Source organism: Pseudoalteromonas sp. NZS11_1 (assembly GCF_015864275.1).
Lineage (GTDB): Bacteria > Pseudomonadota > Gammaproteobacteria > Enterobacterales > Alteromonadaceae > Pseudoalteromonas > Pseudoalteromonas arctica.
Map to the genome: position 1 here is coordinate 18,832 of NZ_JADYXK010000009.1, position 15,592 is coordinate 34,423.

The 15,592-nt window shown below is 38.1% G+C and carries 12 protein-coding genes; 3 read left to right on the plus strand and 9 right to left on the minus strand.

The features are described 5' to 3' along the window. Positions 1-1,023 carry a M48 family metallopeptidase gene (locus I6F44_RS08585; RefSeq protein WP_197173608.1) on the plus strand — a complete coding sequence of 341 codons (1,023 nt, stop codon included), beginning with the start codon at positions 1-3 and terminating at the stop codon, positions 1,021-1,023. Next, positions 1,010-1,408 carry a DoxX-like family protein gene (locus I6F44_RS08590; RefSeq protein ID WP_197117990.1) on the plus strand — a complete coding sequence of 133 codons (399 nt, stop codon included), beginning with the start codon at positions 1,010-1,012 and terminating at the stop codon, positions 1,406-1,408. Before I6F44_RS08585 ends, I6F44_RS08590 begins: the two co-directional genes overlap by 14 nt. A 55-nt stretch (positions 1,409-1,463) precedes the next feature. On the opposite strand, the gene speB is transcribed toward I6F44_RS08590, so the two are convergent. The 6 genes from speB to I6F44_RS08620 form a co-directional block, all read right to left on the minus strand. Continuing rightward, a complete protein-coding gene (speB, locus tag I6F44_RS08595; protein ID WP_007583987.1) occupies positions 1,464-2,387 on the minus strand; it encodes an agmatinase in 924 nt (307 codons plus the stop codon). A 3-nt stretch (positions 2,388-2,390) separates the two neighbouring features. After that, positions 2,391-4,304, minus strand: a complete 1,914-nt coding sequence (gene speA / locus I6F44_RS08600; protein WP_024593856.1) for a biosynthetic arginine decarboxylase — start codon at positions 4,302-4,304, stop codon at positions 2,391-2,393. Positions 4,305-4,979: 675 nt separating this feature from the next. Next, positions 4,980-5,312, minus strand: a complete 333-nt coding sequence (locus I6F44_RS08605; RefSeq protein ID WP_007378102.1) for a YnfA family protein — start codon at positions 5,310-5,312, stop codon at positions 4,980-4,982. Between the two features lie 77 nt (positions 5,313-5,389). Next, a complete protein-coding gene (locus tag I6F44_RS08610) occupies positions 5,390-6,259 on the minus strand; it encodes an MYG1 family protein (protein ID WP_007583983.1) in 870 nt (289 codons plus the stop codon). 233 nt (positions 6,260-6,492) lie between these two features. Further along, a complete protein-coding gene (locus I6F44_RS08615) occupies positions 6,493-6,954 on the minus strand; it encodes a GNAT family N-acetyltransferase (protein WP_007583982.1) in 462 nt (153 codons plus the stop codon). 343 nt (positions 6,955-7,297) lie between these two features. Continuing rightward, on the minus strand, positions 7,298-9,550 hold the full coding sequence (locus tag I6F44_RS08620; protein ID WP_007583981.1) for a sensor domain-containing phosphodiesterase: 2,253 nt from the start codon (positions 9,548-9,550) through the stop codon (positions 7,298-7,300). A 312-nt stretch (positions 9,551-9,862) separates the two neighbouring features. Here I6F44_RS08620 and cysZ point away from each other — a divergent pair, with 312 nt between their 5' ends. Continuing rightward, entirely contained in the window at positions 9,863-10,573 is a 711-nt protein-coding gene (cysZ, locus tag I6F44_RS08625) for a sulfate transporter CysZ (protein WP_010554723.1), read from the plus strand. 72 nt (positions 10,574-10,645) lie between these two features. On the opposite strand, the gene I6F44_RS08630 is transcribed toward cysZ, so the two are convergent. From I6F44_RS08630 to rlmM, 3 genes are read right to left on the minus strand one after another with little or no spacing between them, the layout of a single operon-like run. Then, the gene (locus I6F44_RS08630; protein ID WP_197112243.1) at positions 10,646-11,167 is read right to left on the minus strand and encodes a hypothetical protein; all 522 of its coding nucleotides are present in this window, start codon (positions 11,165-11,167) and stop codon (positions 10,646-10,648) included. A gap of 1 nt (position 11,168) precedes the next feature. Beyond that, the gene (locus tag I6F44_RS08635; RefSeq protein WP_197173609.1) at positions 11,169-14,477 is read right to left on the minus strand and encodes a PKD domain-containing protein; all 3,309 of its coding nucleotides are present in this window, start codon (positions 14,475-14,477) and stop codon (positions 11,169-11,171) included. Positions 14,478-14,493: 16 nt separating this feature from the next. Beyond that, complete coding sequence (rlmM, locus tag I6F44_RS08640; RefSeq protein WP_007583974.1) at positions 14,494-15,579, minus strand: 23S rRNA (cytidine(2498)-2'-O)-methyltransferase RlmM; 1,086 nt, start codon at positions 15,577-15,579, stop codon at positions 14,494-14,496. Between the last annotated feature and the right edge of the window lie 13 nt (positions 15,580-15,592).

Genomic DNA, 15,592 nt, shown 5'->3' on the forward strand with positions numbered 1-15,592 from the left:
ATGCATGTAAAGGGACATTTTTTCCCCATCGCATCGAGTAACTATCAAGTGTGTGTTGCAACTATTAGCGACACACACATTGAAGTTATCAACGATGAACACGTTATAGCTCACCACGCAATCTCAAGTCTAAAATTAAGTTCGGGGATGGCAGGGCTTGCCGACGAACTAAACTTTGAAGATGGCAGTCGTTTTATCCCTCAAGATGTAAGTTACAGATGGCCATTTAAAGAAAATAACCATCACGTAATGGAGCGTCTTGAAAAAAGTAAATGGGCAATTTTAGCCGCAGTAATATTTACACCGCTTTTTATGTGGTTAGTACTTTATAAAGCGGTACCGGCTATTGCTGTTTACAGTGTTGATACCCTGCCACGTAATGTTGTGGAACAAATGGGGGAGCAAAGCTTTACACTTATTAAAAAGATTGCGCTTGACCCAAGTGAGCTGCCCGCAGAGCAGCAAACTAAAGTACAAGCACATTTTACAAGTATGCTTAATGCGTTATCGCTTGATCAATCGGTTTATAGATTATCGTTTTATAAATCAGACAGCTTTGGTGCTAACGCGTTCGCGCTACCCCATGGTCGTATCGTGGTCACTGATGATTTAGCAAATTTACTTGCCGATAAACCCAATGCACTAAAAGCGGTATTGCTACACGAGATGGGCCATGTAGTCCACCAGCATAGCGTACGTATTACAGCACAATCTGCCGCAAGTACGATTGTGCTAGCGGTTGTATTTGGTGATTTAGAAGGGGTTGCAGAGGTTGCATTAGGTACGGGTGCATCGTTTGCTCAGCAAGGGTTTTCACGAGATATGGAACGCGAGGCAGATACCTTTGCACTCATTCAATTAGAGTCGCTTGGGTATTCGAGTAATGACTTTGCTGATGCAATAGAGGCCCTACAAGAAAGCCATACCAGCGAAAACGAGCACCTCGAAAAAGTAAATGACTTTTTAGAGTACTTATCTAGCCACCCAAGTGCACAAGAGCGTATTGACAATGCTAGGAAATAATCGCGGTTATATTCAACTTGCTCGCTACATAGTGAGTTTAAGTTGGATATATCATGGCTTTTTTCCAAAGCTTTATCATATTGCACCACTTGAAAAATTAATGACTGGCAGTGCTGGTTTTTCAGCAGAAGTGTCTGACTTAATTACACGTTCGGCGGGTGTTGGCGAAATTATATTTGGATTGTGTTTATTTGTGTTTTATAAAAATAAACACTTAGTAATTTTAAATATTTTAGCGTTAATTGGCCTTCTACTCGCTGTAGTTGTAATGCAGCCACAATTACTTATTGAAGCATTTAACCCTGTAACTACTAACCTGCCTCTTATTGGGCTAAGCGTTATTTGGTTAAAGGAAATTAAGCTGCTGAATAATCGATACCTCTAAGTAAAAAAAGGGTATGCAAGCGCATACCCTTTTTTGTAGTATTTAATTTGTAAAATTAGTACTTATTTTTATGCGTCCACAAATGCAGTAATTCGCTCGCAATGGTTGCTGCGGCAATAGCGGTAAGCTCACTTTGGTCGTACGAAGGTGATACTTCTACCACATCCATACCTACCATGTTTATGCCTTTTAGCGCACGCAGTACTTTAAGTACTTTATCTGACGTTAAACCACCGCACACAGGAGTGCCTGTACCAGGCGCAAACGCAGGGTCTAAACAATCAATATCAAACGTTAAGTAAACAGGTAGGTCACCTACTCGTTCAAGTATTTGCGCTGCAATATCATTTGCATGTAAATCGTTGGCTTGCATTGCATCAATCACAGCAAACTCATGTTTACTTTGATCAAAGTCGGTACGAATACCTATTTGTATACTGTGCTCAACATCAATCAGCCCTTCCATTGGTGCATGATAAAACATAGTGCCGTGATCAAAACGCGAGCCATTGCTATAGGTATCGGTGTGCGCATCAAAGTGCACTAACGCCATTTTGCCATGTATTTTTGCATGAGCGCGTAATAGCGGAAGCGTCACAAAGTGATCGCCCCCTAAACCTAATAGCGTTTTACCTTGGCGAAGTATTTGCTCAGCAGCCATTTCTAGTTGCGCAGTAAAATATTCAGGATCGCCAACGGGGTAAGTAAAGTCCCCTGCGTCTGCCACCTTTAAGCGCTCAAACAACGGGAACGTCCATGGGTACTTAGTGTCTTCCCATGCTAAATGAACCGACGCACGACGAATCGCATCAGGGCCTAAACGTGCACCAGGGCGACCCGATGTCGCTAAATCAAACGGTAAGCCTAAAACGACTACGTCTGCATCAATTGCATTAATATTTTGCACCATAGGACGACGTAAAAACGTCATCCCATTTGAGTACAATGAGTGATCTGCGTGACCAAACAAAGTCGACATTGCTTATAACTCTTCTAAATAAGTGTAGCCATCAAGGCCGCTTTGCAACTCGTCTAAAACGCTTTGCTGTTCGTGTTTTTCAATTTTAGTGCTTACTAACTGCTCGTATGATTGCTGAAAACTTTCAACATCTAAATGTACATAGCGCATCATATCGGCAACAGTGTCACCTTGGTTTATCTCGGTAATACTTGCAACGCCTTGCTCATCCATATTAACAATTGCGCTGTGCGTATCGCCAAACAAATTATGCATGTCACCTAAAATTTCTTGATAAGCACCCACCAAGAAAAAGCCCATTAAATAAGGTTTATCGGCACTAAATTCTGGTACAGGTAATGTGCTTTCAATACCTTGTCCATCTACGTAATGCTCAAGTGCGCCATCTGAATCACAGGTTATATCAAGTAATACAGCACGTTTTTTTGGTGCTTCAGTTAAGCCACTTAATGGCAATACCGGAAACACTTGATCAATGCCCCATGCATCTGGAAGCGATTGAAATAACGAAAAGTTTACAAAAAACTTATCGGCTAAACGTACGTTTAACTCGTCAATAATAGGACGATGAAAACGGTTTTTGTTATCCATGTGCTTGTTAAGTTCATAACAAATACGAATATTAATTTGTTCAGCCCACGCACGCTGCGATAAGTCTAATAAACCGAGTGCAAATTGGTTATGCGCTTCAGCTAAATCACCTTGGCTGTCGTGATAAATTTCAATTAATGCACGGTCATCCGTTAAATCAGTTAATTGTACAAACGATGCCCACATGTTTTTTAATAACAGGGGTGCATCTGCCGCTGGCGCTACTAACTCTTCTGGCGTATAGCTTTCAGTACCAATAACATTAGAAATAAGCACAGCATGATGCGCTGTAAGCGCACGACCCGACTCAGAAATAATAGTCGGCATTGGTTGCTCATATTGCTTACATGTATCACCAATGGTGTACACAATGTTATTTGCATATTCAGCTAAGCTGTAATTCATAGAGTTATGCGACTGGCTACGTGTGCCGTCGTAATCAACAGCTAAACCACCACCTACATCAAGGCAATCAATTTCTGCGCCTAGTTTACGTAGCTCACAATAAAAACGCGCGGCTTCGCTTACACCTAAACGTACGTCACGAATGTTCGCCATTTGTGAGCCTAAGTGAAAATGTACTAGCTGAAGTAAATCAAGCTGGTTTGCGTCTTTTAAACGATTAACTACATGCAAAACTTGCGATGCAGATAAACCAAATTTTGATTTTTCGCCGCCACTCGCTTGCCATTTACCTTTACCTTGCGACGCTAAACGTACACGAATACCAATGCGTGGTTTTACGTTAAGCTCTTTTGCTTGGCTAAGTACCATGTCTAGCTCAGAAAGCTTTTCAAGTACGATATACACTTTATGACCTAGCTTTTCGCCAATAAGTGCTAAACGTACGTATTCTTTATCTTTGTAGCCATTACATACAATAACGGCGCTGGTTTTTTCAGCCAATGCTAATACTGTAAGTAGTTCAGGCTTGCTGCCTGCTTCTAAACCAAGTTGCTTTTTTTCTACTTGTGCTTGGCTTGCTACTATTTCCTCAACCACTTCACGTTGTTGGTTTACTTTTATTGGGTAAACTAATAGGTAGTCTTTAGGGTAACCATAGTTTTCAATCGCAGTATTAAATGCGCCGCATAAGCTGTGTACACGATGGTGTAAAATTTGCGGAAAACGAACTAAAGCAGGTAAGCTTAAACCTTTATCTTGTAGTTGCTTTGCGATATCTGTTAATGCAATGGTTTGCTCTGGGGCATGAGCCTTGGGCGCAACATACACATCACCTTGATCATTAATACCAAAAAAACCTTGGCTCCAATGACGAACATTGTAGCTCGTACGAGCTTGTTCTAGTGATGTTGTTTCTTTCATTTATCTTTCTCTTTTATTTAATTAATTAGTGCCAACTCGGCTAGTGCCGCGCATTAAAAGAAAAATAGAGATCTAAGTCCAACAAGTATTTTTACTCGTAACGAGTGATTTTTAATGTTAAAAAAACAACCAATCACGCATTGCCCTCCAGCGTATATAAAATAGGACTTTGATGATTGTTAAAGATAAGAAAAGTTGTAAAAAATGGCTGTTTTTAAATGACTCATTATAAATTTTATTAGCAAAAATGAGTTAGCTCATTCACTAAAATTAATCTTGAGTTACTTTGTTTATAGAATTTACTTTTGATGGATTAGAGCAAGGCGTTCTCAACGCCTCAAATTACTTACAGTTTAGCCAACGTGTTGTGACCAAGTAATACCCATATATTTTTAAATTGAATATAATTTGCACTTCTAAAACGCTCAGCATAACATCCACCAACTTCAATAGTTGCTTGGCGCATATGTAGCGTTAGGTACTACCTGTCGTATTGAAGTTGTTATATTTTATTGGCACTTTGAAAATAATCGAGGTAGGACTTTAAATAGCACTAGGGCGTGTTTATCTTTGGAGGTAGAAATTGCAGCTGTGCATTTAGTTTTTAGCCAAGGCAGGGCCTATATGTGTTTCCCCCTATAAATAGGCGCTTTTTATTTATTGAGTATGAGCCAGCTATGCACTTTTTGGTGCGAACATAATTATAGCCATACCTAGCAGTGCAACTAAACCACCAATAATATCCCACATAGTAAGCTTTACGCCATCAACAACCCATAACCATAACAGCGCAACGCAAATATATACGCCGCCATAAGCTGCATACACGCGCCCTGCTGCAGTAGGATGTAAGGATAGCAACCATGCAAATAATGCCAAACTTAAAGCCGCTGGAATTAAAAGTAAAATACTTTTATCTTGCTTAAGCCAAAGGTAAGGCAAATAACAACCCACTATTTCTGCTAAGGCTGTAATAGTAAAAAGTGCGATTGTTTTTAGTTCAAACATAATGCTCCACGCTAAGATAACAAGCATAACAATCTATATAAATTGTTATGCTTAGTATTTGTTATGAATCTGCGTTGTTATTCGCTAAGCGCCATAGTGGCAAGCTTCATTGTGCTTTCAAACGACTTAGTGCCCGCTATAAATAAGCCATTGTGACAGAACACAGCGTCATCAATACCGGTTTCATCTACAAACGCTTGATCAGATAAACCTGACCATGCTTTAGGAAGCGGTTTTCTATCTTCAAACGAGCCAGGCTCAACGGGTACTGTTTGTAATATCCATTGCCCAGAATGCGATGGGTAAACCATGTATAGCGCATCGCTTGATAAAATATGCACTGTTTTTTTCCACGGTGTGTATTTTTCAAGCACTATAACTCTGGCATCTTCTGCATTTTCGATTGCTTTAGCAACGATCGCCTTTGCATTTACACTACCGTGAGCTGAGGCGATAAAACGAATGAGCATGCGAGCTGCAAATTCAACAGCTTCATCAAAACAGGTATCAAAGTTACTCTCTTCTTCCCACGTAGGGTTAAACATTGAGATTGTTTGGCTCAAGCTTATTCCCTTTGATACACCTTCAACATGACCACAATCAATGGCATCAATGGTTGAAACTAAGCCTGAATCCACTCTATCAGCCACGGCTTGGTTATCATCACACAGCGCTAAGCCGTATTTTTTCCACACTAAACCAAATGATGAAAAAGGAATGCCATTTTCTCGCTCGCCTGCACCACCGCGTTGGTGATGATCAAAGCGATTAGTTTCAGGATCGTATTCGCCACCTACATCAATTACAAAGTCGGCACTTTCTATAAGCGCTTTATCGCGAGTACGTACCAGTTTAAACGTTGGCAAAACATGTTTAAGTACCGCAATACTAAAAACGTCATCTGCATGAAAATTACCATTGTGGGTTACTACTGTTATTTCGCTCATTTGTTTATTGCTACTTTTAGAAAAGATAAAAATTCTCGCTTTGTAAGTTAGTCACTAATTATCGAGGCAGATTTTATACGAAGACAGGTGTTAAAAACAGTGAAGTATTTTTTTCATCACTATAAAAGCTGCTTTTATAGTTAATAGCTTGAGTATGACTTTTATTACAAGGTAATAATGAGGCCAGATATTTACGACACATTAAGCTTTAACATGTCGTAGCGTTAATAAGCTTATTGGCTAAGCCCTAACTCCATAAATACACTTTGTGGATTATCTACATATGAGCCAAAACTGCTACAGCGTTTAAAGCCTAAGTTTTCATATAAATTGATTGATTTTATTTGTTTTGGACCTGTTTCTAAACGTATTAACGGGATTTGCTTTTCGCCAGCTTGATGTAATAAAATCTGCATAATACGTCTTGATAGCCCTTTACCACGATGACTTGGTTTTACATATAAACGTCTTATTTCGCCATAAGGCTGAGTATCAAATTTCTCTACAATCGCACCACAGGCAATAATACCTTCATCAGTTTTTAAACCAATAGCATACACATTAGGTAAGGTTAATTCGTTTAACTCCAGAGACTGCGCTGTAGCAACAGGGTATAAAGAATTTATAAGTCGGTCTATATCGTCAAATACATTTACTACATCGGGATCATTAGGGTTCAAATCGACTAACTGCATAAAGCTTCCATTCATTGTTATAAGTTTATTAAGCTTTAAATAATATATTCAAGCGGGCATAGCTTAGCATTGTTTAACCAAAAAATCTTTAGTCCTTATTTAGCATATAGTTTGAGGAATTTTAGCAGCTAGAAAAAGTAAAATGACCTTGCATATGGGAAGTTTTTGTTAGGTTATTACCAATTAGTAAATACTGGCCTTTAAGTAATTAAGCTCTAAGAGCATTTCGTACCAATTTGCTCAATTAAATGATCTATTTTGAGATAAGAAAATCGTGTCGATAACAAGACAGAATTTTTTAACACAGTTACCGCCAGATTTAATCCCTCTAATTGATTAAGTATTATTGCGGATTGCTATTAGCACTATGCCATTTTAAATAACGTTCTTTATCCATCGGCTTTGCAACTAAGTAGCCTTGCATAGTGTCAATATTCATTTTTTTAAGTAAGTCATACTGCTCTGTTGTTTCTACGCCTTCTGCAACGACCACTAAGTTTAAGCTTTTTCCTAAACTGATAATTGTTTGCGCGATATTAAAGCCAATCTCATTATCTAAAATTTTATCAATAAAGCTTTTATCTATTTTTAATTCTTTAACAGGAAACGCACTTAAGTAAGCTAAGCAAGAGTATCCAGTTCCAAAATCGTCAATCGAAAATAAAAAGCCAGCCGCAATGAGCTCTTTCATTTGCCTAATTGTATAATCTATATCACTAGAGAGCATTGACTCGGTTATTTCTAACTTAATTTGTGATGCTCGAATATCAAATTCATTGATAGTGTTGAACAGCTCACCTTTTAAATTTGATGAATTGAACTGACTTTGACTAATATTAATTGAAACACTAAACGAGTCGTCAATGATAGCGCTTGCTTTAAGCTCATTAATTAAAATACATATATCATGCAAAACAATATTTTGTAGTTTTTGAATAAGTCCGTATTGCTCTGCAATAGGTATAAATTCGTTTGCTGTTATCAGCCCTCTTTGAGGATGGTTCCACCTAATAAGTGCTTCAGCACCAACAACATCACCCTGCGTATTAACTTGTGGCTGAAAGTAAGCACAAAACTCATTAGACGCAATTGCTCTCACTATGTCGGTTTCTAGCTCTGTTTGCTTTTCAAGTAGTGTTTGCAAGGCTGGGTCGTAAAAGCTGCTGCTATTACCCCCTTTATTTTTAGAACAATACATAGCAGTATCTGCAAATTTTAATATATTGTCAGCCTGTGCGTTTACGCTATCAATTAGGCAAATACCGATGCTACAGCTTACTTGAAATGCAAGGTTGCCCACTTCAAACTTATCATGAAAAGCTCTTTGAATTTCTTTAGCGACGGCTTTACATTCTAGAATTGCCTGCTTTGTATTTTGCCCTATGTGTTTAAGCAAAATAATAAATTCATCACCACCCGCTCTGGCCAGTGTATCTGAGCCTTTTATTATTGCGCTTAACCTTTTTGATAACTCTACAAGTACTTCATCACCCGCACTGTGCCCTAACGAGTCATTAATACGCTTAAAGTTATCTAGGTCTAAAAATAATAATGCCCCTATATTTTTATTACGCTTAACACTCTCTACACATCGGCTTAATTTGTCGCTAAGCATCCTTCTATTTGGAAGATTAGTTAATGGATCGTAAAAGGCGAGTTTATGAACTTCTTGCTCAGCCTTTTTCTTTATTGAAATATCTCTGGCCATCCACACTACATGTCTTTTTGTAGGACTACTGGGATTGTAATGATCTAGAGCGGCAGCTCGTCCCTCAAAAACTATGCCCCCTTTGGGAACATTTAATTCATATTCAAATATTTGCATCTCGTTAGTCGAGAGTGTTGTTTCGATGACATCCATTATCATCTTCGCATCTTTTTGAGGAAGTAGGTCTTTAACATTTTCGCCAATAAGATCCGTGGTCGAATCAAGCAGTAACTCATTAGAGGTACCATAAACATCGGTATATGTGCCATCCTCACTTAAAATGAGGATGAGATCAGGCATTACTTTGGTGAAGGCTTTAAATTTTTCATTACTGTGCTGTAAATTAAAGACAAGCTGTTTTGCCTTCTCAAATTCGTTACTTTTCTCAAGAGCAATACTTGAAAAGTGTACAAAAAAATCTATTAATTCTAAATCTTGCTCTGATGGGGCTTTAGGGGTGCTGTGATAAATAGCAAAGGTGCCTAACAAATCAGCTTGAGTTGAAAAAATAGGTGTTGACCAACATGACTTAAGATCAAACTTTAGCGCTAAATCTTTAAAGTCCTCCCAAAGCGGTGAGGTTTCAATATTTTCTACAATTGTGCGCGATCTCGAAAATGCTGCAGTACCACATGAACCTACTTTTGGTCCTATGTGAACTCCATTAAGCAAACTACAGTACTCTGGGTGAATATTAGGGGCTGCGCAATGAAAAAGCTGATCGCCTTTAACTGATAAAATGGAACACCTAGCAGATTCATCATTAATAATCTGCTCTATTGATAAACAAATTTCAGTAAGCACCTCATTTAAAGGTACCCCTAATGCAATTTTAGATAAAATGCCTTGCTGGTGAGATAATAACTTTTTTAACCTATCCGTACCCATTTTCACTTGCTCGCATTATTTATACATATTGATACAACAAAAAGCCTCTGGTAGATGCTTTTTTTCTACGTAGTAAAGTTCAGTATAGTCATGATTAGTAAGTTCATTCTTTTATTAATAAAAAACTAACCGGGTCTACATTGATTAATCATAATTGCATATTACTAAACACCTGTAATTACTATATAACCAAAACCGCAACATTAAAGCTAACACTTTGTTACTTAAAATTACTGTTCAAAATTATTAAGCTATTTATACTATAACTAATGGTAAATATTTTTTGAGGTTACAGTGCAGATCACACAAGGTATGGAATATTTTTTTTCGGGATTTAAATTAATTAGTCAAAAAGGGTTAAAGCGCTTTGTACTTATCCCGCTTTTAATTAATGTTCTGCTATTTGGTAGTTCGTTGTTTTTCTTATTTGGATGGCTAAGTGATAGCTTTAGCTACATCAGTAACATGCTACCAGAATGGTTAAGCTGGCTTGAGTGGCTAATGTGGCCAATTGCTGTATTAGTCGTATTATTTAGCTACAGTATGCTATTTACTATAATCACTAATTTTATTGCAGCCCCATTCAATGCTTTATTAAGCGAAAAAGTTGAGCTTTATTTAACGGGTCAAAAAATTAACGATGATGGTTTTTCCGAATTAGTTAAAGATGTACCTAGAATGCTTGCCCGTGAGTGGACGAAGTTGTGCTATTACCTTCCTCGCGCTATTGGTTTTTTCATACTACTTTGGGTTTTACCTGTCATTGGACAAATACTATGGGTTTTGTTTACCTGTTGGATGTACGCGGTGCAGTATGAAGACTATGCGTTTGATAACCATAAAATTGGCTTTAAGCAGATGAAAGACGATTTAAAATCTAAGCAAGGTTTATCATACGGGTTTGGTTTTGCTGTTATGTTATTAACGGCTATACCCTTTGTAAACTTAATAGTTATGCCTGTAGCTGTGTGTGGTGCAACACGTTTGTGGGTCGATAATTATCGACCAAAATACCGTAGTTAATTAAGAGGTTGCTGATTTTTCAATATTCAAAGGTCACGGCACCCGAGATAAAAAAGCACCTAAGGTGCTTTTTTAATCTATTTTTAAAGCAATAAACTCAAGCGATGCACGCCTTGGTAATGCGACACTTTGTTTATCTACTTCTTCAAATTTTTTAATCAAAATACTAAAGCGCTGATTGTTAAAATTAACGGCTGTAACTTCACCAATTTTTATACTGTAGTTTTGCTGCTGATCAAACAGCTTTAGTGTTCGCCCTTTTATACGCTCTACGAATAAGTAAGGTGTTTGGTCTGGCATCTTTAAACGGATAACATTGATTTTACTTAACTCATGTACCGCCACCCAATTTTGACTCTGCATTAACGTATTATAACTACTAATGCCTTCAGGCTGATAAACAACATCTTGGTTTATAACGCATGTCTTACAGCCCTTTACTGATTCAACTCGCCAGTCAATAGCTATATTTTTGTAATATAAATTGTCATTTTTTAGTAACCATTCACGTGCATTGTTAGTATCGCTACACGCTATTAGTAAGCTTAAAAAACTACTACAAACAATAAACTTAATACTTAACCCTAGTTTCATATTAATGCTCTTTAATTGCTTTTAACTCAGCAATAATTGCACTACTTGGCTGCGCTTCTTTTATATAACTGGGCAGCGTTTCAATATTAGTAGGTGAGCTTTGTAAATTATACACCTTACTATTATTAGTATTTGGCACGCCAAATCGATTACCTGCACTTTGCATATAAAACTGCAAATTAAGCATGCTCCACTCATCTACATCACTAAGTATTGATATTGTATTATCTTGGTTAGTATCAAAGCTGGTTAGGCTTTCGGTGTTAATTGCATTACAGTTAAAATCAACAGGTAGTGAGCCATTTCGATTTAGCCCCTGTGCTTCAAGTATTGTGCTCTCATTTAAATCTGCTGAACTACCACTTGAATAATCAATAATAAAATCATCTGTAGAGCCTAAATGACTATTAGTATTTGGTGTAATATCGCAGCTAGCATTGCCGGGATAAAAACGCTCATAATAACGATCGCCTTCGTTATTACCTATTGTTGATAAACCCGCTAATTGATATAAATAATTCATAGAGCTTAAATGATTAGGCTTAAAGTTAACCTCTTCATCGCCACCATGGTATAAGCCTAAGTTATGGCCTAGCTCATGAAAGATAGTTGATGCTTGATAATTATAAGTTACATTGGTTGCTATTTGCGTATCGAGCGTTAAGCCCCAGCCGCCCATAGTTACCATTAAATCATTACCGCTGATCTCAGCAATACCCGACCCACTAATACTGCCATCTTCATTTCCACTACTTGCCATTAATAAGTAATGAAAGATGGGTCTGCGGGTTATATCGGTATATTCCATTTTATAAGCAAACAAATTAGGGCTACTTAAATCGTACTCAAACGGAGTATAACTATTAAAAGGGACAACATTTCCGCCACCTAAATCAAAGTTTTGCGGCGCAATATCGCTATTTTGATCAAATAAGTCACCTACATCAAAATGAACGGTATAGCCTTTACTTGCAAATACACTAACAATTTTTTCAAGTGCAGTTCGATGAGGCGTTATTCCAACATCACTACTATCCATATAATCTATTTCAATAAATATATCTTTTTGTGAAGTACGCGCTCCCCATTCATATAAAGGCAGCCCACCAAATGTTGCCCCCTCTACCTCTGCGCAATCTGGAATACCGTCTTCATCATCATCTATTGAGCAAGATATATCGTTAGGCCCTGCCGGAGTATTGAATACTGAGTAGTTCCAGTCTGTATTTTGGTTAGTATCGGTTGCGCTGAGCGTACGCTTTAAGCTGGCGCCCTGCTCTGGCAGTATTTGTGCAGCATTTTCGCCTTGCCACTGCGAGGCTGTTACAGCCTCTTGGGTTGAATTTCCAAACTTAACAAAGTCGATAGTTTGTGTACCCGCACTATTAAGTAATTCTGCAAAACCATTTATGTACCAATAAGGCCTAATTTGATCATTCGCGCTACCAACAAGCACAAGCTTAGTGTTATTTAATGACGCACTTGCTAAAAAATCATCGCCAAAGCGGCTTTGTAAAATAATATAGGCGCCATTTAAAAGCTCTTTATTAGGCAACGCAAATACTTGCTCATCACTCAACGTACTATCAGACATATTAATACTGCGAGCTTTAAGAGAGTAGTCTTGTAAATTTACTGTCGCACCGGTGCCGTTATAAAGTTCAATCCAAGGTAAGTCATTACTAAATTGCACAGATGAAAGCTCTGTTATTTTTATATCTTGGCTAGAAGTTGTAAATGAGGTGGCAGTTTGCGCCAAAATAGTTGTGCTATCAAAATTAGCTAAATCAGCTGTAACACGAACAATATATTGAGTGTCTTCATCAAAGCTTGCGCTTAAATTTACAGTATGAAAATAAGTACTTGTGTCGCTGGTAGTACCCGACAAACTTTCAATAGTTAAGGCCAAGCAAGTAGTAAAATTATCTGCTGACACTTGTACGCTTCCAGTACAAGTACCACTACTAGAGTTAACGGCTAAAGTACTCACGAGCATAATATCTGAAAATGTAATGCTAACAGGGCTATCTACAAAGACTGGTTCATTACTATTTTGGGGCGTTACATTACTAATTGTAGCGGGCGTTGAATCAACAACGGTAACACTCAGTACAAATTCGGTTGTGTCTTTTGTATCAGTCGCCGTTAACGTATAGCTTTGTGGAGTGATACTGTTTGCAGGAGGTGTGTAACTAAAACGTAAGGCTTGGGCATCAATAACACTGATTTGCGCTCCATTTAAATCATCACCAAAGTCAATCTGTACGCTATCGTTATCAGCGTCGCTAACCACTAAACTAAATTCCGTGGCTTGGTTATATTGCACATTTATATTTACATCATCGGCAGCCGGTGGATTATTTGGGGCTAATATTACAACTATTTTCTGGGCGCTATTTGTAGCGTTATCGTCATCGGTAACAGTTACTACAAACGTTACATTGGTATTTTGCGCAACAGTGGGCGCATTAAAGCTAATACTTGTTTCTGTTTGGGTAAATTCAACTACAGGGCCACTTGTTTGCTGCCAGGTTATGTTATTAATACTACCATCGCTGTCTTGTGCATCTGCAACTAGGGTTACACTGTCATCTTTTTCAGCTTCTTCTGGGCCTGTAACAATGACTGTTGGCGCGCTATTTACTTGATTAATTAAAACCGTTTTACTCGCTTGAGCGCTTTTACCGGCATTATCTGTTACGGTTACGCTAAAGCCTAGCGTTGTATTTTCAGATACATTGGGGGCAGTAAAACTAAGTACACCATCTGACTGGCTAAAATCAACATTATCTCCCGCAGACTGAATCCAACTAATAGTGCTTATGGTTCCATCTGTATCTTGAGCGTTAGCAACTAAGCTTACTTGTGTGTTAGCAAGTGCACTACTTGGGCCTGTAATATTAACTGTAGGTGCATTATTTTGAGAAGTGATAGTGCCTGAAAATACTTGTTGTGCAGTAGCACCTGAATTATCAGTAACAGTAACTGAAAAACTAAAGGTCGTGTCAGTGGTTACACTCGGTGCAGTGGCTGTAAGCGTATTGCCATTAACAATAAATGTAAATTCAGGACCACTAAGTTGTTGCCATTGATAATTGGCTATTTGCCCGTCACTATCACTTGCAAGCGCAGTAATAGTAAACGATTGGTTAGAGACAATAACGTTACTACTAACAGAGAGCGTAACACTGGGCGCAGCGTTACCAGAGGGCGTAGTTGAATCACTACCTTCTCCGCCGCCGCCACAACCTGTGATTAAAAGTGATAAAAAAAGTAAACTTAGCCATTTATTAATATTGTTTTTTACCACTTTTAGCCTCTACATATTAACTATACAAATTTTGTGGCACCTTAGTAACGTTTAAATGAACGGTTATTTCCTCACGATCATGATAGAGATGTTTAGCTTGTAACTCGTAATTAATGCTATGTTTCTCAAGCTCTTTTCTTATCATCGAAAGACATTCATAAACACTATCAAAGCGTTTTTTCATAGGTAGTTTTAAGTTAAATATAAACTCTTTTGCGTATGCATTTACTGCCCAGTCAATCATTAGCGTAGTCACTTTGGTTGGTTTTTCCACCATATCGCACACTAACCAAGTAATATTTCTTTTTTCTGGGCGATATTTAAAACCATCTGCTCTAAAATGTTTAACTTGACCCGTTTGCATTAAATCGTCATTCATTGGGCCGTTATCAATCGCACTTACAAACATACCACGGCGTACGAGCTGATAAGTCCAACCACCCGGGCATGCACCTAAATCAACACTGCGCATACCTGCTGCCACGCGTGATTCACGTTGTTGCTCAGGAATAAATACATTAAACGCTTCGTCGAGTTTTAACGTTGAACGACTCGGTGCATCGCTTGGCATACGAAGGCGTAAAATACCCATGAAAAATGGAGAATTATTAAAGCTATACGAGTAACCAACATAAGCCGTATTGTTTGTTAAAAACATGACATGCATTACTGGGCGGTTTGCTTTTGGCTCACGCAGTACTGTATTTTGTTTTTCGAGGGCTTTTTTAAGCGGCGTTGATATTTTTTTACAGAACGTTAAAAGCTCTTTGCCTTCATTTGTATCTGGCGTTTCTACGCGCAGTTCTGAGCACAATGTAAAATCTTTAGCAGCTTCAACTACTGCACTTACACGGTCCTCTACTGGCATGTTTTCAAGTAATGTACCGGCAAACCATTGGCGTGCAAACACCATATTTTTAAAATCGACTTTTTTGATTATTTCGTCGCTGTGATGCGCTTCAAAACATTCGTAAACAACATAACCTGTATTTGGCTTTGCTTTTACATACCCTGCAAAACCCTGCTCTGCAGCATGAAACGTTATTTCAGCAGCGGCATCGCTTTCAAAACCACTACGACAATAAATCACAACACTAGACATATTAACCCTTAAA